This is a genomic window from Halorubrum aethiopicum (assembly GCF_001542905.1).
Lineage (GTDB): Archaea > Halobacteriota > Halobacteria > Halobacteriales > Haloferacaceae > Halorubrum > Halorubrum aethiopicum.
In genome coordinates this window covers 1,007,214-1,028,420 of the sequence record NZ_LOAJ01000001.1, presented here as the reverse complement: position 1 = coordinate 1,028,420, position 21,207 = coordinate 1,007,214, and the positions used below count along the sequence as shown (strand labels likewise).

Sequence of the window (21,207 nt, the reverse complement as noted above, 5' to 3'; positions counted from 1 at the left end):
AACCGCAATACCACCGTTCACGCGTTTCTATTCTCACGTCTTGCGATTTTATCCGATTAGTTTATATACTCTCGCACCTAACTTGTGGTTAGGATGACTACCAGACAGACCCGATCGGTCGGCGACGGTTCGCTCCTTCGCCGGTACGAGTACGATGACGGGTGGGTCGTCGCCGCCGACGTCGGCGTCGACGACGAGTCGATCAGCGTCGACACCGTCGGCGACACGGCGATCGTCGTGATCGAGCGCGACGGCGAGCCGGCCGAATCGGAGTTCGAACTGCCCGGCGAGGCCCGGAGCGCCTCGGTGACGAACGGCGTGTTGACGATCGAGGGTGACCGATGAAACTCACCGTCAAACCCCTGAAACAGAAGGACGCCGGCCGCCGGCTCGCGGCGATAGACCGCGTCGCGGCCGAGGAGCTCGGGCTCTCCGGCGGGGACTTCATCCGCGTCGAGGGCTCCGACGGGGCCGCGATCGCGCGCGTCTGGCCGGGCTACCCCGAGGACGACGGGACCGGCGTGGTCCGCATCGACGGGAAGCTCCGCCAGGAGGCCAGCGTCGGCATCGACGACCGCGTGACGGTCGAGCAGGTCGACGTCGAGCCCGCGGAGCGGATCACCATCGCCCTCCCCCAGCGGCTCGGGATCCGCGGCAACATCGACGCGCTGATCCGCCGCGAGCTCGGCGGCCAGCCCGTCACGGAGGGGCAGAACGTCCAGCTCCCGCTCGGCTTCGGCTTCATGGGCGGGCAGTCGCAGGCGGTCCCGCTGAAGGTCGCGGGCACGTCGCCGTCGGGGACCGTCGTGGTCACCGACTCGACGGAGATCGAGATCTCCGAGAAGCCCGCGGAGGAGATCGTCGGCGGCGCGGGCGCGCCGGAGGGCGCGGCCGCCGACGGCTCCCCCGACGTCACCTACGAGGACATCGGCGGGCTCGACGACGAGCTGGAGCAGGTCCGCGAGATGATCGAGCTGCCGATGCGGCACCCGGAGCTGTTCAAGCGGCTCGGCATCGACCCGCCGAAGGGCGTCCTGCTCCACGGCCCGCCGGGGACGGGGAAGACCCTGATCGCGAAGGCGGTCGCCAACGAGATCGACGCCAGCTTCCACACGATCTCCGGCCCGGAGATCATGTCGAAGTACTACGGCGAGAGCGAAGAGCAGCTCCGTGACGTCTTCGAGGAGGCCACCGAGGAGGCCCCCGCGATCGTGTTCATGGACGAGCTGGACTCGATCGCGCCCAAACGCGAGGAGGCCGGCGGCGACGTGGAGCGCCGCGTCGTGGCCCAGCTGCTCTCGCTCATGGACGGGCTCGAGGAGCGCGGCGAGGTCGTCGTCATCGGCGCGACCAACCGCGTCGACGCCATCGACCCCGCGCTCCGGCGCGGCGGCCGCTTCGACCGCGAGATCGAGGTCGGCGTCCCCGACCGCGACGGCCGCAAGGAGATCCTCCAGGTCCACACGCGGAACATGCCGCTGGCCGAGGGGATCGACCTCGACGAGTACGCCGAGAACACCCACGGCTTCGTCGGGGCCGACCTCGAGTCGCTGGCCAAGGAGTCGGCGATGCACGCGCTCCGGCGGATCCGCCCCGAACTCGACTTAGAGAGCGACGAGATCGACGCGGACGTGTTGAACTCGATCCAGGTCACCGAGGGCGACTTCAAGGAGGCGATGAAGGGCATCGAGCCCTCCGCGCTCCGGGAGGTGTTCGTCGAGGTGCCGGACGTCACCTGGAACGACGTCGGCGGGCTCGGCGACACCAAAGAGCGGCTCCGCGAGACGATCCAGTGGCCGCTCGAGTACCCCGAGGTGTTCGACCAGCTCGACATGGCCGCCGCGAAGGGCGTGCTGATGTACGGTCCGCCCGGCACGGGGAAGACCCTGCTCGCGAAGGCGGTCGCCAACGAGAGCGAGTCGAACTTCATCTCGATCAAGGGGCCCGAACTCCTGAACAAGTTCGTGGGCGAGTCCGAGAAGGGCGTCCGCGAGGTGTTCTCGAAGGCCCGGGAGAACGCGCCCACGATCGTGTTCTTCGACGAGATCGACTCGATCGCGACCGAGCGCGGGTCGGGAGCGACCGACTCCGGCGTCGGCGAGCGCGTCGTCTCCCAGCTCCTGACGGAGCTCGACGGGCTCGAGTCGCTGGAGGACGTCGTCGTGATCGCGACGACGAACCGCCCGGACCTGATCGACTCGGCGCTGCTCCGGCCCGGTCGCCTCGACCGGCACGTCCACGTGCCGGTGCCCGACGAGGAGGCCCGGCGGAAGATCCTCGAGGTCCACACCCGCGAGAAGCCGCTCGCGGACGACGTCGACCTCGACGCGATCGCCCGCAAGACCGAGGGGTACGTCGGCGCGGACCTCGAGGCGGTGGCCCGCGAGGCGTCGATGAACGCCTCCAGGGAGTTCATCGCCAGCGTCTCGCGCGAGGAGGTCGGCGAGTCCGTCGGCAACGTCCGCGTGACGATGGCCCACTTCGAGGACGCCCTCGAGGAGGTGAACCCGAGCGTCACCCCGGAGACCCGCGAGCGCTACGAGGAGATCGAAAAACAGTTCCGACGGTCCGAGGTCGACGACCCGGCGGAAGCCGAGTTCGGCGCGTTCCAGTAAGCGCCGGGACCCGGACTCAGCCGTTCCGTTTTTCGCTCGGTTCCTCAGACCAGTCCCGCGACCGACAGACCGTAGAACACGGCGACGACGAGGATCCCGATCGTGATGAGCCGCCACGCGAGCTTCAACACGAACTTGCCGACGACGATCACGATCGCGGCCACGACGAGCGCGACGAGGAGCTGGCCGATCGGGTCGCCGAGGACGCCCGCCTGCCCGAGCGCGGCCGCGATGGTCGTGAGTGCGGTCATGACCACTTCCACGACGAGGCGGGGCATAAGCTTGGTGGGAAGCCACCGTACGAGTACGAATCCTGATACTTCCGTCCGATCAATCCGTGATCGTGGATCGAACACCGTTGACGTACCCGATCCGTCACACCCGATCGCCGGCTCCGGATGCCGAACTGACACCCCTTCTGTTCCGGTGTAGATACCGCTTTCGTCCCCCGATCTCACCACTCACGAATCAGTTTCACCGCGGTCTACCTATTCTTATGTGTCCGGACGGCGTGGATCGGTACCGTACTCGAACCGTAGTCGATCGGCGGGCAGACGATCACATAACGGATCGAATAGATCGCCACCAATTCGGGCCGGGAGCGGAACACAAAAGGGCCCGCTTCGCCAGTAGGGATACACATACATGAGCCAGACCACACGCCACCCGAGCGGGGTGACCGTCGAATGAGCAGCGACGGCGTCTCCGCGGACGAGCTCGAACTGCCGATCAAACGCACCACCGGCGAGACGTTGGAGGAGCGTCTCACGGCCAACGCCTACCACAACATCCTCCCCGCACGCTACCTCCGGAAGGACGCGAACGGGGAGCCCGTCGAGAAACAGGAGGAGCTGTTCGACCGCGTCGCGCGAAACGTCGCGCTCGCGGAGGCGGTCTTCGAGGCGGAAAAGCGGGACGTCGAGGTCACCGTCACGCCGGACCAGCTCAAACCCGACCACCCGCGCCGGGACGAGCTCGCGGAGGAGGTCTTCGGAGCGGGCGTCACCGCCGACGACGAGGCGGAGACGGCACTCACCGCCCACAACGTCAACAAGTTCGCCTACGACACGGTCGTCCCGGAGCTCCCCGACGGGGTCCGCGAGCACGTCGAGGAGACCGCGGCGACGTTCCGCGACGGGATGGAGTCGCTCTCCTTCATGCCGAACTCGCCGACGCTGATGAACGCGGGCGACGAACTCCAGCAGCTCTCCGCCTGCTTCGTCGACTCGCCGGACGACGACATCACCGACATCCACCAGACCGCGAAGGAGGCCGCGGAGGTGTTCCAGTCCGGTGGCGGGATGGGGTACGCCTTCTGGAAGCTGCGCCCCTACGGCGACGCGGTCGGCTCCACCGGCGGGATCGCTTCCGGGCCGATCACGTTCATGCGCACCTTCGACCAGATGTGCGAGACGATCGCGCAGGGCGGCGCGCGACGCGGCGCGCAGATGGGCGTGATGCGCGTCTCCCACCCCGACGTGATCCAGTTCATCCACGCGAAGAACAAGGACGTCTCGCTGGCCCACTCGCTGCGGCTGAACGACCCCGACGACTTCACGCACAACTCCTTCGCGGACGCCTTAGAGGAGGCCCGCGAGCTCATCGACGACGAGGGGCGCGTCCCGGAGCACCTCCGGAACGCGGTGGAGGGCCACCTCTCGAACTTCAACATCAGCGTCGGCATCACCGACGACTTCATGGAGGCGCTGTACGCGGGCGAGGAGTTCACGTTCACCAACCCACGGACCGAGGAGCCCCACGTCGCCACCCCGGAGACGAAGGAGCTCTACGACATGTTCGGGCTCGGCGAGCACGTCGAGGTCGGCGAGACCCTCTCGATCCCGGCCGCGGAGCTGTGGGACCACATCGTCGAGGGCGCGTACGAGAACGGCGAGCCGGGCGTCATCTACCTCGAACGGGTGAACAAGCAACACTCCTTCGACGTGGAGGAGAACCCGGACCACAGGATCCTCGCGACGAACCCCTGCGGGGAGCAGCCGTTGGAGGAGTACGAGGCGTGTAACCTCGGTCACATCAACCTCTCGACGCTCGCGTCCTTCGACGCGCCGGACTGGCGCGTCTGGAGCGAGGAGCACGCCGACGAGTACGACTCCCACGAGGCCGCCGTCGACGCCTTCCTCGCGGAGGCGATCGACTTCGAGGAGTTCGACGACCGGATCGCGTACGGCACGCGCTTCCTGGAGAACGTCGTCACGATGTCGGACTTCCCGGTCGACGAGATCGAGGAGAAGGTGCGGGAGATGCGGAAGATCGGCCTCGGCGTGATGGGGCTCGCCCAGCTGTACATCCAGCTCGGCGTCCGGTACGGCTCGGAGGCGGGCAACGAGATCGCCCGCCAGCTGATGACCCACATCAACCACGAGTCGAAGCTGATCTCCCACGAGCTCGCCGAGGAGCGCGGCGTCTTCGACGACTGGGCCGACTCGAAGTTCGCGGACCCGACCGCGTACCGCGAGTGGTTCGAACACCATACCGGCCTCGACGCCGACGAGTGGGCCGACGGGTTCCCGATCCGCAACCACAACACGACGACCATCGCGCCGACGGGAACCACGTCGATGATCGGCAACACGACCGGCGGCTGTGAGCCCATCTACAACGTCGCGTTCTACAAGAACGTCTCCGACGACGTCCAGGGCGACGAGATGCTCGTCGAGTTCGACGACTACTTCCTGCGGACGCTGGAGGCCAACGACGTCGACGTCGACGCGGTGAAGGAGGAGGCACAGGCGCAGATGGCCGAAAACGAGTTCGACGGCGTCGAGGGGCTGGAGACGGTTCCGGCGGCGATCGGCGAGCTGTTCGTCGTCACCGGCGACCTCTCGGGTATCGAACACGCCGCGGTCCAGTGCGCGTGTCAGGAGGGCGTCGACTCGGCCATCTCGAAGACGTGTAACTTCCCGAACGACGCCACCGCCGCCGACATGGAGGAGGTGTACCGCTACATCTACGACCACGGCGGGAAGGGCGTCACCGTCTACCGCGACGGCACCCGCTCGAAGCAGGTGCTCACCACCCGCGCGAAGAACACGGAGTTCGCCGACGAGTCGGAGGCCGCGGAGACGATCGTCGAGCAGATCCGCGAGGTCTTCGGCGGCGTGGAGGCGTTCCTCGACAACGAGGACGTCAGGGCGGCCGTCGACGCGGAGATATCGGACCTGCTCGAGTCCGCGGACCAGCCGGCGGTCGAGTACACGGAGACCCGGCCCCGTCCCGACTCGCTGTCGGGCGTGACCCAGCGCGTCGAGACGGGCTACGGCAAGCTGTACGTCACCATCAACGAGGAGGAGGACGGCCGCCCGTTCGAGCTGTTCGCGAACATCGGCCACTCCGGCGGCTACACCAACTCCTTCACCGAGGCGCTCGCGAAGGTCATCTCGACCGCGCTCCGTTCCGGCGTCGACCCCGAGGAGATCGTCGACGAGCTCCAGGGCACGCGGAGCCCGAAGGTCGCCTGGGACAAGGGCGAGCAGATCCAGTCGATCCCGGACGCGATCGGCACCGCGCTCCGGCGCTACCTCGACGACGAGATCGACAAGGGGATCCCCCAACAGCAGAGCCTCGACGACGTCGAGGGCGACGCGGCGGGTCGCGACGCCGCGGCCGACCCGCCGAGTCAGACCGACGGCGGCGCGGTCGCCGGCGCGAGTTCGACCGAGGAGCCGGCAGACGTCGGACCGGCGGCAGACGCCGAACCGACCGGTGGTTCCGGCGGAAACGCCGACGGCGACGTCACCCAGGACCTCATCGCCGCGGGCGAATCCCCCGAGTGTCCCGAGTGTGGCGGGATGAACCTCTACTTCTCGGAGGGCTGTAAGACGTGCGAGTCCTGCGGCTGGTCCGAGTGTTGAGGTAGCGTTGCGTTCCTTTTCTGCTTCGTCGGCTCGCTTCGCTTCGAGACGCTGGATCGGACGGTTCGTCGAAGACTGCTTGTTGAGTGGGTGTTACAGGTGGTCATATTCTGACAGAAACGCGACCGTTGCTGGCGCGGTGACCACCGCCAAAGCCCCAATCGCGAGGGCGAAGACGCGCTCGCGACTGTCCCTTTGAGTCCCACCCGACCGCAACCGCCCCGCACCTCACGCCTCCCCAGCCTCGCGGCTCGCGGTTTCACCGCTCGCCGCGTCCCTCGCGGTCGGGTTCGTGCCCTCCGAGCACTCACCGGCGCGCCACCGCTCCGGCGATCGCTCACTCCTTCCTATGTTGACCGAACCGAGGATCGGTCTCGCCACTGGTGAGCTTCGGGGTAACGCTGAGAAGGTGATCGACGCCGGTCAGTCGTCCTCGAGCGCCTGCGCGATGCGCTGGAGCTGGCGGGTCGCGTCGCGGACCTCGTCGCGGAGCTGTCGCACCTCGCGGACGAGCTCCTCGTTGCCGACCTCCTCGCCGCCGCCCTCGCCGCGACCGCCGGGACCGCCACCCATGCCCGGCGGGCCGCCCTGACCGCCGGGGCCGCCGCCGCCCATCATGCCGGACATCATCTGCGCGAAGGGGTTGCCGCCGCCACCGCCGCCCATGCCCGGCGGACCGCCGCCACCGCCGCCCATCATCTCCTCGGGGTCGGGCCGGTCGCCCTCCTCGCGCTCCTGCTCGCGTCGCTCGCGGATCTCCTCGACGCGCTCGCGGAAGGACTTCTCCTCGTCGTCGGCTCCCTCGCCGCCGTCGGCCTGTTCGCCGTCGTCGGCCCGTCCGTCGCCCGCCTCGGAGTCGGTGGAGTCGTCGTCTGGCATACGCCCCGATTCGGTAGCCCGGCCGAAAAGGGTTGTCGCTCCGGACGCGGCGGCGCGGTCGCCTCCGGCGAGCGGTCAGTTACGAACCAGCGTTCGACAGTTCGGACACTCCGTCGCCCCGGCGTCCCGGCCGACCGCCGGAACGTGGTCCCCGCAGTTCGGACAGCGGACCCGGCTACGCGCGTACTCGGTGCTCGACCGGACCGAGGCCTCGTCGCCGTCGTCGGTCATGTGAGGGTGATATTCACTCGCACGGTAAGTACGTTGCCTATATATGCCCTAATACACCGAATACGCGTCGGGAGTCAGTCGTGTCCGGAGACGCGGACCGGCTCGTAGGGCTCCTCGAGCCACTCGATGTCGGAGTCGGAGAGATCGATATCGAGCGCCTCCACCGCGTCCTCCAGGTGTTCGACGCTCGTCGTGCCGACGATCGGCGCGTCGACCGGCTCCTTGTGGAACTGCCAGGCGAGCGCGATCTGCGCCATCTTGACGCCCTTCTCGTCGGCCAGTTCCGCGACGCGGGCGTTGACCGCGGGACCGCCGCCCTCGCGGTAGGGGTGTCGGTAGAGGTGCTCCTCGGTCTCGCCGCGTCTCGTCGCGTCGACGTCGTCGTCGGGGCGCGCCAGATAGCCGCGCGCGAGCGGGCTCCACGGGATCACGCCGATCCCCTCCTTCTCACACAGCGGGAGCATCTCGCGTTCCTCCTCGCGGTAGACGAGGTTGTAGTGGTTCTGCATCGTGGCGAACCGGTCGAGCCCCAGCCGGTCGCTCGCGTGGAGCGCCTCGGCGAACTCGTGGGCCCACATCGAGGAGGCTCCGAGATGGCGGACCTTCCCGCGCCGGACCGCGTCGTCGAGCGCGCGAAGCGTCTCCTCGATCGGCGTCTCCGGGTCGAGCCGGTGGATCTGGTAGAGGTCGACCGTCTCCATCCCGAGCCGGTCGAGGCTGTTCTCGAGCTCCTGTTCTATCGCCTTCCGCGAGAGCCCGCCGGAGTTCGGGTTCGACTCGTCCATCCGAAAGTACCCCTTCGTGGCGACGACCGCCTCCTCGCGATGACCTTCCAGCGCCTCCCCGAGGATCCGCTCGGACTCGCCGTTCGAGTACATGTTGGCGGTGTCGAAGAAATTGATCCCGAGCTCGAGCGCGCGTTCGACGAGCGCCTTCCCCTCCTCCTCGTCGAGCACCCACTCGCGCCAGTCACGGTCGCCGAAGCTCATACAGCCGAGACAGATCTTCGAGACGGTCGTGCCCGTGTTCCCGAGCGTCGTGTACTCCATGGGTCGGCGTGGGCGGCCGCGAGCAAAAGTGTTCGTGGGGTCGCTCGATCCGCCGGGTCGCCCGCTCACTCCCTGCGGAACGACGCGGTGTACACGAGGAACGCCCCGGTGAGGATGACGAACGCGAGGAATGTCACGAGCGCGAGCACGTTCGCGACCGGAGAGAGCGGGTCGAGGAACGGCTGGCCGGTCGAGTCGAGCACGAGCACGGCCAGGAGGGCGGCGATCAGCCCGAGAAGCCAGTTGGTGAGGATCTCGTCCATGTCCCGCCCGTCGTCGACGGCGGATAAAAAGGCGGGTGTTCCTCCCCCGGAGCCCGCTCCCGGACGAGCGCGGTCAAACCGAAGCGGTCGACCCCGGAGCTATGGGACGGCCGACCCCGGAGCTATGTGACTCGCTCCCGTGCGATCGGGCGTGAGCGACTCCACCCTCTGGCTGCTCGGCGACCAGCTCAATCCCGATCTGGACGCGCTCGAGGCCGCTGACGGCGTCCTCCTGATCGAGGCGCACGGGTTCGCGGCCCGCCGACGCTACCACGCACACAAGCTGACGCTCGTCTTCTCGGCGATGCGTCACTTCCGCGACGACCTCCGCGACCGCGGCCACGACGTGACCTACCTCGAGGCGGACTCCTTCGGCGAGGGGGTCGCGACGTTCCTCGCCGAGCGACCGGACGCCGCCCTCGAGCTCATGCGACCCGCGAGCCACGGGGCGGGCGAGCGGCTCCGCGGGATCGTCGAGGCGCGCGGCGGGTCCCTGGAGCTTCTCGAGAACGAGCTGTTCTGGACGACGCCGGCCGACTGGCGTGCGTGGACCGGGGAGTCGGCGGACGACGACCGCACGTATCGCCAGGAGGACTGGTACCGCCACGTTCGCCGGGAGACGGGCGTGTTGATGGACGGCGACGAGCCCGAAGGCGGCGAGTGGAACTACGACGACCGGAACCGCGAGACGCCGCCGGACGGGTGGACGCCGCCGGAGCGTCCGCGGTTCGAGCCGGACGAGCTCACCCGCGAGACCCACGCGTGGGTCCGGAACCGGTTCGACACGTGGGGCGACGGCTCGCTCGAGGGGTTCGCGTGGCCCGTGACCCGGAGGGAGGCGTTGCGGGCGCTCGACGCGTTCGTCGCCCGCGGGCTCCCCGCGTTCGGTCGCTATCAGGACGCCATGGTCGGCGGCGAGCCGTTCCTCGCACACTCCCTGCTCTCGCCCGCGATCAACCTCGGGCTCCTCGACCCGCGCGAGCCGGTCCGGGCGGTCGAGGCGGCCTACGAGACGCGCGACGTCGAACCGGGGGCGTTCGATCCCGACGTCGGCCCCGCGGGGTCGGAGACGACGCTCGACGCGTTCGCGACGGACGGCGAGGGGGACGGCACCGCCGCCGACCTCCCGCCGGTCCCGCTCAACGCGGCGGAGGGGTTCGTTCGGCAGGTGCTCGGCTGGCGCGAGTTCGTCCGTCACGTCTACCGCGAGGCGATGCCGGAACTGGCTGACGCGAACCGGCTCGACCAGGAGCGAGCGCTCCCGCCGCTCTACTGGGACGGCGAGACCGACATGCGGTGTCTGTCGGAGGCGGTCGGCCACGTCCGCGAGCACGGCTACGCCCACCACATCGAGCGGCTGATGGTCCTGTCGAACTTCGCGACGATCCACGGCGTCGACCCCGCCGAACTCAACGAGTGGTTCCACCTCGGGTTCGTCGACGCGTACCACTGGGTGACGACGCCGAACGTGGTCGCGATGGGATCGTTCGGGACCGACGTCCTCTCGTCGAAGCCGTACGCCGCCTCGGGGAGCTACGTGAACCGCATGAGCGACCACTGCGCGTCGTGTCCGTACGCCGTCTCCCGAACGACCGGCGAGGGGGCCTGCCCCTTCAACGCGCTCTACTGGGACTTCCTGATGGAACACGAGGGGACGCTCCGCGGGACCGGTCGGATGGGACTGATGTACTCACACGTCGACAACAAGGACGGGGAGGAGCGGGAGGCGATCCGGGAGCGCGCGGCCCGCGTCCGCGAGCTGGCCGCCGCCGGCGAGCTGTGACCTCGTGCTGCCGGGTCGCCGCCGCAGCCTCACGCGCTGCCGGCGAGCGCGCGAAGGCGGGGGAGCACCTGCTCGTACCCGAGCGCGACGACGCCGACGTACAACGCGACGAGCCCCATCGCGAGCGCCCACAGCCCGACCGCGAGGTCGCCGCCGGCGAGGCCGGCGACGCCGACGCGCTCCAGCGAGACGCCGATGACCGACGCCACGCCCGACCCGACGACGAGCGCGAGGAGTTCGAACAGTTCGACCGCGAACTCGGGGATCCGTGCCATGTCGAAGCGGCCGCGACGGTCGATTATAGCCCTTTCGGCCGCGCGGTCGGTCGCCGTCACCCGCGTCGGTCTTTTTCCCCGCGTCAGTCTCTTTTCCCCGTGTCAGTCGCTCTACTCTCCGCGTCGGTCTCACTTCAGGCCGAACGCGCGCATCGTCGACGTCGCGACGCCCTTCGCGATCAGCGCCAGGCCGGCGACGAGCAGCATCAGTCCCCCGCCGATCACGGGGTCTCGAAGCGTCACGACCGCGATCGCGAGGACCACGACCACGACGCCGGCGATCCCCTCCAGTCCGAGCGTGTCTCGCATGTCAGGCGTCACCGTCCGCCGCCTCTTAAACGAGGCGTCTCCGGACCGCCGCGTCGGATCGGGACCGCCGCGCCGGAGAGTGGGGCTTTTATCGGGTGGGACGCGTATCACCCGCCACGCATGACCGACGGAGACGGCCAGGGCCGGCGCGACCTCCGGATGCCCGACGACGACGAGGTGTTCGCGGAGGTCGTCGAGATGCTCGGTGCCAACCGCGTGAAGGTCCGCTGTGCGGACGGGAAGGAACGGACGGCTCGGATACCGGGGCGAATGCAAAAGCGCGTCTGGATCCGCGAGGACGACATCGTCCTCGTCGAGCCGTGGGACTGGCAGGACGAGAAGGCCGACATCTCCTGGCGCTACGAGAAGAGCGAGGCCGAGCAGCTCCGCGAGGAGGGCCACCTCCAGTGAGCGCGGCCGCGCCGCCACGGCGGCCGCTCGCTCCCCTCGAGGCCCGATAGCGGCCGTCATCGACCGTGACCGATCCCATCCGGCTCGCGATGACCACCGCCGCGGAGACGTACGAACGCGTCCGCGAGCCGCTCGCGGACCGCGGGATCGACGTCGACCACGTCCCAGCCAAGGAGCGGGCGTTTCGACTCGATCGGACGGACGGCGGGACGGTGACAGATGCGATCCCGGCGGACGGGTTCGACGTCGGCTTCGTCTACCCGTCGCGGCTCATGGAGGGGGCGGTCCTCGACCGGCGGCTGTCGGTCCCGTGGGTGAACGGCCGGGACGCGGTCGTGACCTCCCGGAACAAGGCGGGGGTGCTCGCGACGCTCTCGGCGGCCGGACTCCCCGTCCCGCGGACGACGCTGATATCCAACCCGGTCGACGAGTCGGTCGTCGCCGAGGCGGCCGCCGACTTCGAGTTCCCCGTGGTGGTCAAGCCCAACTCGGCCACTCGCGGCGTCGGCGTCGCGAAGGCGACCGACCTCGACTCGCTTCTGGGGGTCGTCGACTACCTGGATCTCGCGCACGACTACCGCGCGACCGGCGACAAGTCGTACCTGATCCAGGAGTTCCTCCCCGGCGCGCGCGACTACCGGGCGATGGTCGTCGACGGGACCTACGCGGGCGCGGTCCGCCGCGAGCTTCCGGTCGACGCGCTCGCTGCCGGCCGCTGGAAACACAACGTCCACCGCGGCGCGGACGCGCGCGGCGTCGACCTCGACGGGGAGGGTCGCGAACTGGCCGAGCGGGCGGCGGCGGCGCTCGGGATCGACTACCTCGGCGTCGACCTGCTGGAGACCGACGACGGATACCTGATCAACGAGACGAACGCCCGCCCGACGGTCGACGCGGCGACGAAGTACGAGCCGGAGTTCTACGACCGGCTCGCGGGACTGATCCGGCGGGTCGCGGAGAACGGGTAGCGGGAGACGGGGTTACGCGACGTCGATGGAGGCGGAATCGTCGTCGCGCTCGAACTCGACCTCGAGCACGCCGTTGTTGAACGTCGCCTCGCCGGACCGCTCGTCGACGGTCGCGGGGAGTTCGACGGTCTCGTCGTACTCGCGTCGGTCGGAGGCCGCCGAGATGGTGAGCGCCTCGCCGTCACACTGCAGGGAGAGCTGCTCTTTCGAGACGGCGGGGAGGTCGGCGACGAGTCGGACGGACTCCTCGGTGGCGTACGCGTCGACGTGCGTCTCCGACCCGAAGCCGGCGTCGTCGGTCCCGTGTCCGCTCCCGGCCATCTCGTTCATCATCCGTTCGATCTCCTCGAAGAAGTCGCCGAACGGGTCGTCTCGGTCGTCTCTGTCCATGCTTCGTGTGAGGGCGGTCTCCCCGATAAGCCTTCTGTCGACGGCCGATTTCCCGTGGATCGACCGTGTGAGACCCGCTCCGCGGCGGGCTCACGCGACTCGGGCGGATTTAAGTGTCTGCGCACCGCTTTTTCGTATATGAGTAAATCGTATCTGTCCGCTGGCGACGAGGTACCCGACGAGGAGGTCGTTCGAGTCGGGCTCAACGGGTTCGGCCGGATCGGTCGCAACGTCTTCCGCGCGGTGCTGGAGGATCCCCGGATCGAGCTCGCCGGGATCAACGACGTGATGGAGTTCGACGACATGGGCTACCTCGCGAAGTACGACACCGTCATGGGACGGCTCGACGGGGTCGAGCTCGTCGACGACGAGCTGGCGATCGGCGGCACGTCGGTGCCGCTTTTCAACGTCCAGGACCCCGCTGACCTCCCGTGGGACGACCTCGACGTCGACGTCGCCCTGGAGTGTACCGGCATCTTCCGGACGAAGGAGGACGCGAGCGCGCACCTCGCCGGCGGGGCCGACACCGTCGTCATCTCCGCGCCGCCGAAGGGCGAGGAGCCGGTCAAACAGCTCGTCTACGGCGTCAACCACGACGAGTACGACGGCGAGGACGTGGTCTCGAACGCCTCGTGTACGACCAACTCCATCACGCCCGTCGCGAAGGTGCTCGACGCCGAGTTCGGCATCGAGGCCGGCACCCTCACCACCGTCCACGCCTACACCGGCTCGCAGGCGCTCATCGACGGCCCGAAGGCGAAGACCCGCCGCGGGCGCGCCGCCGCCGAGAACATCGTCCCGACCTCGACGGGCGCGGCCGGCGCGGCCCAGAAGGTCCTCCCACAGCTCGACGGCAAGATCGACGGGATGGCGATCCGCGTCCCCGTCCCGACCGGCTCGATCACGGAGTTCGTCGTCGACCTCAAGGCGGACGTGACCGAGACGGAGGTCAACGACACCTTCCGCGCCGCCGCCGACGACGGGCCGCTCGCGGGCGTGCTCGGCTACACCGACGACGAGGTCGTCTCGAGCGACGTCACCGGTCTCCCCTTCTCGAGTTACGTCGACCTCCCGTCCACCAACGTCATCGCCGACGGCGGCCTGCTCAAGGTCCTCACGTGGTACGACAACGAGTACGGCTTCTCCTGCCGGATGCTCGACATGGCCGCGTACGTCCACGCGGAGGCGTAACCGCCGCGTTTCCCCGGAATTCACAACCCCTGCCGACGGACACACCGATACACCCAGGCTCATCCATGTCCACGTTCCAGACCATCGACGACCTGCCGGCCGACTCGCGCGTGCTCGTCCGCCTCGATCTGAACTCCCCGATCGAGGGCGGCGAGCCGCAGGACAACCGCCGGTTCGAGCGACACGCGCGCACGGTGCGCGAGCTCGCCGACGCCGGCCACCGCGTCGTCCTCTTAGCCCACCAGGGCCGCCCCGGCCGCGACGACTTCACGTCGCTTTCGGGTCACGCCGAGATCCTCGCCGACCACGTCGGCCGCGAGGTCGAGTTCGTCGCCGACACCTACGGCGAGGAGGCGCTCGCGGCGATCGAGGCGCTCGAGGCGGGCGAGGTGCTCCTCCTCGAGAACACGCGGATGTGCGAGGACGAGCTGCCCGAGGCGTCGCCGACGGAGAAGGCCGACACGGAGTTCGTCCGGACGCTCGCCCCGCGCTTCGACGCGTACGTCAACGACGCCTACTCGGCGGCCCACCGGAAACACGCCTCGCTGGTCGGCTTCCCGGTCGCGCTGCCCGCCTACGCCGGCCGCGTGATGGCCACGGAGTACGAGGCCAACACCGCCATCGCCCGCAGGGAGTTCGACGGCCCGGTCACGATGGTGGTCGGCGGGACGAAGGCCACCGACGTGATCGGCGTGATGGACGCCCTCGGCGACCGCGTCGACCGCTTCCTGCTCGGCGGCGTCGCCGGCGAGCTCTTCTTACGCGCGGCGGGCCACCCGGTCGGCCGCGACCTCGAGGGGATGGATCTCTTCGACGAGCAGTGGGAGGCGAACCGCGACACCGTCGAGGCGATCCTCGAGGAGCGCGGCGACGCGATCCGCCTCGCAAGCGACCTCGCCTACGAGGACGCCGACGGCGACCGCGCCGAGGTTCCCGTGGCCGACATCGACGAGAAGACCGACGCGTACCTCGACGTGGGCTCCGACACCGTCGCCGACTACGACTCCCCCATCCGCGAGTCCGACGCCGTCTTCGTGAAGGGCGCGCTCGGCGTCTTCGAGGACGAGCGCTTCGCCGACGGCACCGTCGGCGTCCTCGAGGCCATCGCCGAGACGGACTGCTTCTCGGTCGTCGGCGGCGGCGACACCTCGCGGGCGATCGGCATGTACGGGCTGGACGAGGACGACTTCTCGCACGTCTCCATCGCCGGCGGCGCGTACATCCGCGCGCTCACCGGCGAGCCGCTGCCGGCGATCGAACTGCTCCGGAAGGCGGACGACGGCGGGACGTAACCGACCGGCGTCGACTGACTCGTCCGTGATCCCCCGTTGAAATCTCCCGTGAGAGGTACGTTCGAGTCCGACTCCGGTCAGCACAGCCACCTTTTTCATCGTCGGGTGCCCTCGCTCACTGCGTTCGCTTCGGGAACCACTCCTCGAAAAACCTGGAGGGAAAAAGCCGACTCCGCCGTCTTCGACGGCTCCGTCGGTGAACCGCTCGCTTCGCTCGCGGATGCTCACTCCAGCCGAAGGAGTGAGCGACCGATTGCGGTGGCGCGCCTCCGAGCGAGCCATCGGCTCGCGAGGAGCCCGCGAGGGACGCTGCGAACGAAGTCGTTCGAAAGACCTCCGGTCTTTCGTGATGACGAAAATCTCCGATTTTCGAACCATGAGCAGCGAGGCTGGGGAGGTGTGAGGTGCGGGGTTGTGCGGGGTGGGACTCAAAGGGGCAGCCGACTCCGGGAAGACGGCCGACGCAAGCAGCGTGGCGCGACGCGCCACGGGCAGCCGGCGGCTCCGCCGCCGGCGACACCGCAGCGAATGAAGTGAGCGAGGAGCGCAGCGAGGCCCTCGACCGGAGTCGGCTGGGGCTTTGAAAGAATTCATCGCGCCAGCAACGATCCTGTTCTACTCACCTTAATCCCCATCGAAGCACCCGTTCTACAAGCACTCGAAATATAGCGGCCGTCTCATGCGATCTCGTTCCGAACGAGAGACGCCCAACCGAGCCTCCGCCGTCGACCGCCCCGCCGTTCCCGGCGCTCAGTCGTCACCGGGCGCGAAGCTCGACGAACCGCCGCCGGCTCCCTCCGTCGGGGCCGTCACCGAGTAGTAGAACATGACCAGCATCGAGACGATCAGGGCACCGCCCCAGAGGAACCCGGTCGGCATGAGGAACGCCAGCCCGAACCCCTCGCCGAGCCAGACGATGCCGGGGATCCCCCACTGTCCGGCGACGAAGAGGCCGGTGACGGCGGTCCGGACGGTCCCCGTCACGCCCAGCGCGGGGACGGCAAAGCCCATCACGATCGCGAGGATGGAGAGCACGCCGAGGTGGGCGTGTCCGCCGATCATCCACGGCGGCACGACGCTGCCGCTCGCCAGCATCACGAACTGATGTAATCCGACGGCCATCATGACCGCCAGTCCGAGAAATCCGGACCCCTTCAGCACACGTGTCATGGATTCGTTCGTGTCGATCCGCTGAATGTTTCATAAACGTTCCCCTACGAGAACCGATTTCCGCGAATCGGTCGGTCGACGGCTCTCCCCGTCCCGCCGAGGCGCGTTTCTCCGTTTACTCAACGCTTTTTCGGCTCGACCCGGAGGAGAGCGTATGGAGCCACTGACGACGTTCACGGACAGTTCGCTTTCGGAGATCCGCCGCGACCTCCACCGACACGCGGAGGCCGGCTGGAAGGAGTTCCGGACCTCGGCGCTGCTCGCGGCCGAACTCGAGGAACTGGGATACGACGTGTTCCTCGGCGAGGACACCGTCGATCCCGACTCGCGGATGGGCGTTCCCCCGTCCGACGAGGTCGCCGCGGCCCGCGAGCGGGCCCGCGAGGAGGGCGCGCCCGCGGAGTACCTCGACCGGATGGGCGATATCACGGGCGTGATCGCGACCCGCACGTTCGGGGACGGCCCGACGATCGGGCTCCGCACCGACATCGACGCCCTGGAGCGCCAGGAGGCGATGGACGACGACCACCGGCCGGCCGCCGAGGGGTTCGCGAGCGTCCACCCCGGCGAGATGCACGCCTGCGGCCACGACGCCCACGCCGCCATCGGGCTCGGCGTGGCCCGCGCGTTCGCGGAGGGCGGCTTCGACGGCACGCTCAAGCTGTTCTTCCAGTCCGCGGAGGAGGGCGGCCGCGGCGGCAAGCCCATGGCCGAGTCGGGCCACCTCGACGACGTCGACCACCTGCTCGCGGTCCACGTCGGGCTCGACGAGCCGGCCGGCACGGTCGTCTCGAGCTACGACGGGCCGCTCTCGAACGCCAAACTCGACGTGACCTTCTCCGGCGCGCCGGCCCACGCCGGGGGCGAGCCCCACGCCGGCCGCAACGCCCTCCAGGCGGCCACGGCCGCGATCGGGAACCTCTACGGGATCGCCAGACACGGCGACGGCGCGACGCGGATCAACGTGGGACGAGTCAACGCGGACAACGCCCAGAACGTCATCTGCGAGGAGACGACGATGCGCGTCGAGGTCCGCGGCGAGACCCACGAGCTCAACGAGTACATGCTCGGACGGGCCCGCGAGGTCGTCGACGGCGCGGCGACGATGCACGACGTGACCTACGAGACGAGCCTCTACGGGAAGACGACGACCTTCGAGAACGACTCGTCGGTCGTGGAGGTCGTCGAGGCGGCCGCGGGCGCGACCGACGGGGTCGACTCCGTGATCACGAAGGAGTTCGGCGGCAGCGAGGACGCCTCCTACCTGATCCGGCGCGTCCAGGAGCGGGGCGGGACGGCGACGTATCTCGGCGTCGGCGGGAGCAACCCGGACGGCCACCACACCGCGTACTTCGACGTCGACGAGGCGTGTATCGACCTCGGCGTCGACGTGATCACGGACGCGGTCCGGCGGCTCGCGGAGAGCTAGCCCGGCCCGTCCCGGATCGACACGACGAGGCGAATCGGTCCCTCGAGACCGGCTACTCCTCGTTGAGGTCGAGTTCGAACTGCTTGTTCTCGACCACCGCGTTGAGCACGACGCTGGTGTTCGACTCGCGGATGTCGGCGTCGGTGAGGATCTCCTTGATCTGGTCGTTCATCCCGTCGGTGTCGGTGAACTTCCCGATCGCGATCACGTCGTAGTCGCCGGTGACCTCGTAGACGCTTATCATCTGTTTCTGCTGGCGGAGCTTCTCGGTGACTTCCGGCAGCGCGCTCCCCTCCACCTTCAACTGGAGGACGGCGGTCACGTCGAAGCCGAGCTTGTCGTAGTCGACGATCGGGCTGTACCCGCGGATGACCTCCTCGTCCTCGAGGTCCCGCAGGTGATTCGAGACCGTCGTCACGGAGACGTCGAGTTCGTCTCCGAGGCTGCGGAGGCTGGCGCGACCGTTTCCGAGAAGCGAGTTCACGAGCTTGGCGTCGAGGTTTTCGTACGTCATTGGGTTCGATCACGGTTTGGGGGGTTTAGAATTTTACGAACGTCCACTACTTGCGGGGACTCGGCGGTTCATGCGTCAAGCGACAAGGCCTTTATACTGGCAGATAAGGACGTAACTGTCCAAAACATGACCGGCGAGAACCCGAAACCGGACGGTGGCCTCACGGCCGAAGAACAGGCGGTACTCGACGAGATCGACGAGGAGAACGTCGACTTCCTGCGGTTACAGTTCACCGACATCCTCGGCGTCGTGAAGAACGTCTCCGTGCCGGCCCACCAGGCCGAGAAGGCGTTCAAAGAGGGCATCTACTTCGACGGCTCCTCCATCGAGGGGTTCGTCCGCATCCAGGAGTCCGACATGCGGCTCGTCCCGGACCCCGAGACGTTCGCGGTGCTCCCGTGGCGCAGCAACGGCGACGACGACTCCGCCGCCGCCCGCCTCATCTGTGACATCGTCGACACCGACGGCGAGCCCTTCGTCGGCGGCCCGCGGCAGGTGCTCAAGAGCGTCCTCGCGAGAGCCGAGGAGATGGGCTACACCGTCTCCATCGGCCCCGAGCCGGAGTTCTTCCTGTTCAAGACCGACGACGACGGGAACGCGACGACGATCCCCCACGACAACGGCGGCTACTTCGACCTCGCGCCGAAGGACCTCGCGAGCGACGTCCGCAAGGAGATCATCTTCACCTTAGAGGAGATGGGCTTCGAGATCGAGGCCTCCCACCACGAGGTCGCCGAGGGCCAACACGAGATCAACTTCAAGTACGCCGACGCGCTCACCACCGCGGACAACATCGCGACGTTCCGCGCCGTCGTCCGCGCGGTCGCCGCCCAACACGACCTCCACGCGACGTTCATGCCCAAGCCGATCGCCGAGATCAACGGCTCGGGGATGCACAGCCACATCTCGCTTTTCGACGAGGACGGCAACGCCTTCGCCGACGACGACGACGAGTTCAACCTGAGCGAGACGGCCTACCAGTTCATGGGCGGCATCCTGAACCACGCGCAGGCGTTCACGGCCGTCACGAACCCGACCGTGAACTCCTACAAGCGGCTGGTTCCCGGCTACGAGGCTCCCATCTACGTCGCGTGGTCCGACACGAACCGCTCGGCGCTGGTCCGCGTCCCCGACGCGGCGGGCGTCTCCGCGCGCTTCGAGGTCCGCAGCCCGGACCCGTCGTGTAACCCCTACCTCGGCATGGCGTCGCTCATCGCCGCCGGCCTCGACGGGATCGAGAACGACGCCGACCCCGGCGACCCGGTCCGCGAGGACATCTACGAGTTCGACGACGAGAAGCGCGAGGAGTACGGCATCGACACGCTGCCGCCGAACCTCGGCGCGGCCGTCGAGGCGCTCGAGAGCGACGAGGTCGTCCAGGACGCGCTCGGCCCGCACGTCTCCGAGAAGTTCGCGGAGGCCAAATCCCAGGAGTTCAGCGAGTACCTCACCCAGGTGTCCCAGTGGGAGGAGGACCGCTACCTCGAGACGTTCTGAGGTCGTCGATCCTGAGGCCGTCGAACGTTCCCCGTTTTTTCGCCGCGTCGACGACCCCCGAGCGGCGCGTCCGCGTCACCCGAAGATCCGGAGCAGCCCGAGCACCCACCGGAGGCCCTCGGAGACCGCGAACAGCGCGCCCTCGATCCGCGAGAGTCGGCGGCCGGTCCACAGCGCGGCGACCATCAGGACCGTCACGGCCGCGAGCCACGCCCCCGTCTCCGCCGCCGCGCCGCTCACCGAGAGCGGGCGGAGCGCGGCGGCGACGCCCATGATCCCGAGCACGTTGAACACGTTCGATCCGACGACGTTGCCGACGGACATCCCGACGTGGCCCTGCCGCATCGCGACGAGCGACACCGCGAGCTCCGGCGTCGAGGTGCCCGCGGCGACGATCGTCCCGCCGATGACCCACTCCGAGATCCCGGCGTCGCGCGCCAGCGACGTGGCCGCCTCCACCATGAAGTGTCCGGACACCAACACCAAGGCGAGCCCGCCGACGAGCAGGACGGCGTCGCGGCCGCGGAACCGGGCGTGATCCGCGAGCGTCTCTGTCACCCGCGAGTCGGGGTACTCCGTGACGATCGAGGGGTCGCCGCGCTCGTCGCGGAGCAGGTAGACCGTGTAGGCGGCGAAGCCGAGCGCGAGCGCGAGTCCCTCGGGACGCGTCACGACGCCGTCCCGGAGGGCGGCGAGCCCCGCGAACGTCGCGAGCACGAGCGCGACCCCGTCGCGGTGGACGAGCGAGCGCTCGACGGGAACGACCCGGACGAGCGAGACGACGCCGAGGATGAACGCGACGTTGTAGACATTGCTGCCGATCACGTTCGAGACGGCGACGTCCCCGAGCCCCGCGAACGCGGCGTCGATCGAGACGACGAGCTCCGGGGTCGAGGTGCCCATCGCCACGATCGTCAGCCCGATCGTCAGCTCCGAGACGCCGAATCGCCGGGCGGCGCGGACGACCGCGTCCACCAGCGAGCGCGCGCCGATCCAGAGCCCGAGGACGGTCCCGGCGATCGTCGCGAGTTCCACGAGGGAGCCGTCGAGCATCGTTTCGACGCCACGG

General features: G+C 68.7%; 21 protein-coding genes. 10 read left to right on the top strand and 11 right to left on the bottom strand.

The genetic code is table 11. The features are described 5' to 3' along the window. Window positions 1-93 precede the first annotated feature (93 nt). Window positions 94-345, top strand: coding sequence for an Hsp20/alpha crystallin family protein (locus AXA68_RS04995; RefSeq protein WP_066413649.1), 252 nt, complete (start codon window positions 94-96; stop codon window positions 343-345). Beyond that, window positions 342-2,615, top strand: coding sequence for a CDC48 family AAA ATPase (locus tag AXA68_RS04990; RefSeq protein ID WP_066413648.1), 2,274 nt, complete (start codon window positions 342-344; stop codon window positions 2,613-2,615). The genes AXA68_RS04995 and AXA68_RS04990 overlap by 4 nt, the downstream gene beginning before the upstream one ends. 44 nt (window positions 2,616-2,659) lie before the next feature. Here AXA68_RS04990 and AXA68_RS04985 read toward each other — a convergent pair whose 3' ends face one another. Then, window positions 2,660-2,893 (bottom strand): hypothetical protein, encoded by a 234-nt coding sequence (locus tag AXA68_RS04985; RefSeq protein WP_066413647.1) that lies wholly within the window; start codon window positions 2,891-2,893, stop codon window positions 2,660-2,662. A gap of 408 nt (window positions 2,894-3,301) precedes the next feature. On the opposite strand from AXA68_RS04985, the gene AXA68_RS04980 reads away from it, so the two are divergent. Continuing rightward, window positions 3,302-6,487 (top strand): adenosylcobalamin-dependent ribonucleoside-diphosphate reductase, encoded by a 3,186-nt coding sequence (locus AXA68_RS04980; protein WP_066413646.1) that lies wholly within the window; start codon window positions 3,302-3,304, stop codon window positions 6,485-6,487. A 423-nt stretch (window positions 6,488-6,910) separates the two neighbouring features. On the opposite strand, the gene AXA68_RS04975 is transcribed toward AXA68_RS04980, so the two are convergent. The 4 genes from AXA68_RS04975 to AXA68_RS04965 form a co-directional block, all read right to left on the bottom strand. After that, entirely contained in the window at window positions 6,911-7,366 is a 456-nt protein-coding gene (locus AXA68_RS04975) for a hypothetical protein (protein WP_066413645.1), read from the bottom strand. A 75-nt stretch (window positions 7,367-7,441) separates the two neighbouring features. Further along, complete coding sequence (locus AXA68_RS17045) at window positions 7,442-7,597, bottom strand: hypothetical protein (RefSeq protein ID WP_198530018.1); 156 nt, start codon at window positions 7,595-7,597, stop codon at window positions 7,442-7,444. A gap of 74 nt (window positions 7,598-7,671) precedes the next feature. Next, window positions 7,672-8,646, bottom strand: coding sequence for an aldo/keto reductase (locus AXA68_RS04970; RefSeq protein WP_066413637.1), 975 nt, complete (start codon window positions 8,644-8,646; stop codon window positions 7,672-7,674). 65 nt (window positions 8,647-8,711) lie between these two features. Then, a complete protein-coding gene (locus AXA68_RS04965) occupies window positions 8,712-8,909 on the bottom strand; it encodes a hypothetical protein (protein WP_066413635.1) in 198 nt (65 codons plus the stop codon). Window positions 8,910-9,060: 151 nt separating this feature from the next. On the opposite strand from AXA68_RS04965, the gene AXA68_RS04960 reads away from it, so the two are divergent. Beyond that, on the top strand, window positions 9,061-10,692 hold the full coding sequence (locus tag AXA68_RS04960; RefSeq protein ID WP_066413633.1) for a cryptochrome/photolyase family protein: 1,632 nt from the start codon (window positions 9,061-9,063) through the stop codon (window positions 10,690-10,692). A 29-nt stretch (window positions 10,693-10,721) separates the two neighbouring features. Here the strand turns inward: AXA68_RS04960 and AXA68_RS04955 are convergent, their stop codons facing one another. Beyond that, entirely contained in the window at window positions 10,722-10,967 is a 246-nt protein-coding gene (locus AXA68_RS04955) for a hypothetical protein (protein ID WP_066413630.1), read from the bottom strand. A gap of 129 nt (window positions 10,968-11,096) precedes the next feature. Further along, complete coding sequence (locus tag AXA68_RS04950) at window positions 11,097-11,276, bottom strand: DUF7470 family protein (protein WP_066413627.1); 180 nt, start codon at window positions 11,274-11,276, stop codon at window positions 11,097-11,099. Window positions 11,277-11,396: 120 nt separating this feature from the next. On the opposite strand from AXA68_RS04950, the gene eif1A reads away from it, so the two are divergent. After that, window positions 11,397-11,687, top strand: coding sequence for a translation initiation factor eIF-1A (eif1A, locus tag AXA68_RS04945; protein WP_066413624.1), 291 nt, complete (start codon window positions 11,397-11,399; stop codon window positions 11,685-11,687). A gap of 89 nt (window positions 11,688-11,776) precedes the next feature. Then, a complete protein-coding gene (locus tag AXA68_RS04940) occupies window positions 11,777-12,655 on the top strand; it encodes an ATP-grasp domain-containing protein (protein ID WP_066418369.1) in 879 nt (292 codons plus the stop codon). A 12-nt stretch (window positions 12,656-12,667) separates the two neighbouring features. Here AXA68_RS04940 and AXA68_RS04935 read toward each other — a convergent pair whose 3' ends face one another. Beyond that, window positions 12,668-13,045, bottom strand: coding sequence for an Hsp20/alpha crystallin family protein (locus AXA68_RS04935; RefSeq protein WP_066413622.1), 378 nt, complete (start codon window positions 13,043-13,045; stop codon window positions 12,668-12,670). A gap of 138 nt (window positions 13,046-13,183) precedes the next feature. Between AXA68_RS04935 and gap the strand changes: the two genes are divergently transcribed. Beyond that, window positions 13,184-14,236, top strand: coding sequence for a type I glyceraldehyde-3-phosphate dehydrogenase (gap, locus tag AXA68_RS04930; RefSeq protein WP_066413621.1), 1,053 nt, complete (start codon window positions 13,184-13,186; stop codon window positions 14,234-14,236). A gap of 65 nt (window positions 14,237-14,301) precedes the next feature. Next, window positions 14,302-15,528 carry a phosphoglycerate kinase gene (locus tag AXA68_RS04925; RefSeq protein ID WP_066413620.1) on the top strand — a complete coding sequence of 409 codons (1,227 nt, stop codon included), beginning with the start codon at window positions 14,302-14,304 and terminating at the stop codon, window positions 15,526-15,528. 750 nt (window positions 15,529-16,278) lie between these two features. Here AXA68_RS04925 and AXA68_RS04920 read toward each other — a convergent pair. Then, a complete protein-coding gene (locus AXA68_RS04920; RefSeq protein ID WP_080505156.1) occupies window positions 16,279-16,698 on the bottom strand; it encodes a hypothetical protein in 420 nt (139 codons plus the stop codon). Between the two features lie 154 nt (window positions 16,699-16,852). Between AXA68_RS04920 and AXA68_RS04915 the strand changes: the two genes are divergently transcribed. Beyond that, window positions 16,853-18,127 carry an amidohydrolase gene (locus AXA68_RS04915; protein ID WP_066413617.1) on the top strand — a complete coding sequence of 425 codons (1,275 nt, stop codon included), beginning with the start codon at window positions 16,853-16,855 and terminating at the stop codon, window positions 18,125-18,127. A gap of 52 nt (window positions 18,128-18,179) precedes the next feature. On the opposite strand, the gene lrp is transcribed toward AXA68_RS04915, so the two are convergent. Beyond that, entirely contained in the window at window positions 18,180-18,641 is a 462-nt protein-coding gene (lrp, locus tag AXA68_RS04910) for an HTH-type transcriptional regulator Lrp (protein ID WP_066413610.1), read from the bottom strand. A 126-nt stretch (window positions 18,642-18,767) separates the two neighbouring features. Between lrp and glnA the strand changes: the two genes are divergently transcribed. Beyond that, window positions 18,768-20,138 (top strand): type I glutamate--ammonia ligase, encoded by a 1,371-nt coding sequence (gene glnA / locus AXA68_RS04905; protein ID WP_066413607.1) that lies wholly within the window; start codon window positions 18,768-18,770, stop codon window positions 20,136-20,138. A gap of 75 nt (window positions 20,139-20,213) precedes the next feature. On the opposite strand, the gene AXA68_RS04900 is transcribed toward glnA, so the two are convergent. After that, on the bottom strand, window positions 20,214-21,191 hold the full coding sequence (locus tag AXA68_RS04900) for a calcium/sodium antiporter (protein WP_066413593.1): 978 nt from the start codon (window positions 21,189-21,191) through the stop codon (window positions 20,214-20,216). Between the last annotated feature and the right edge of the window lie 16 nt (window positions 21,192-21,207).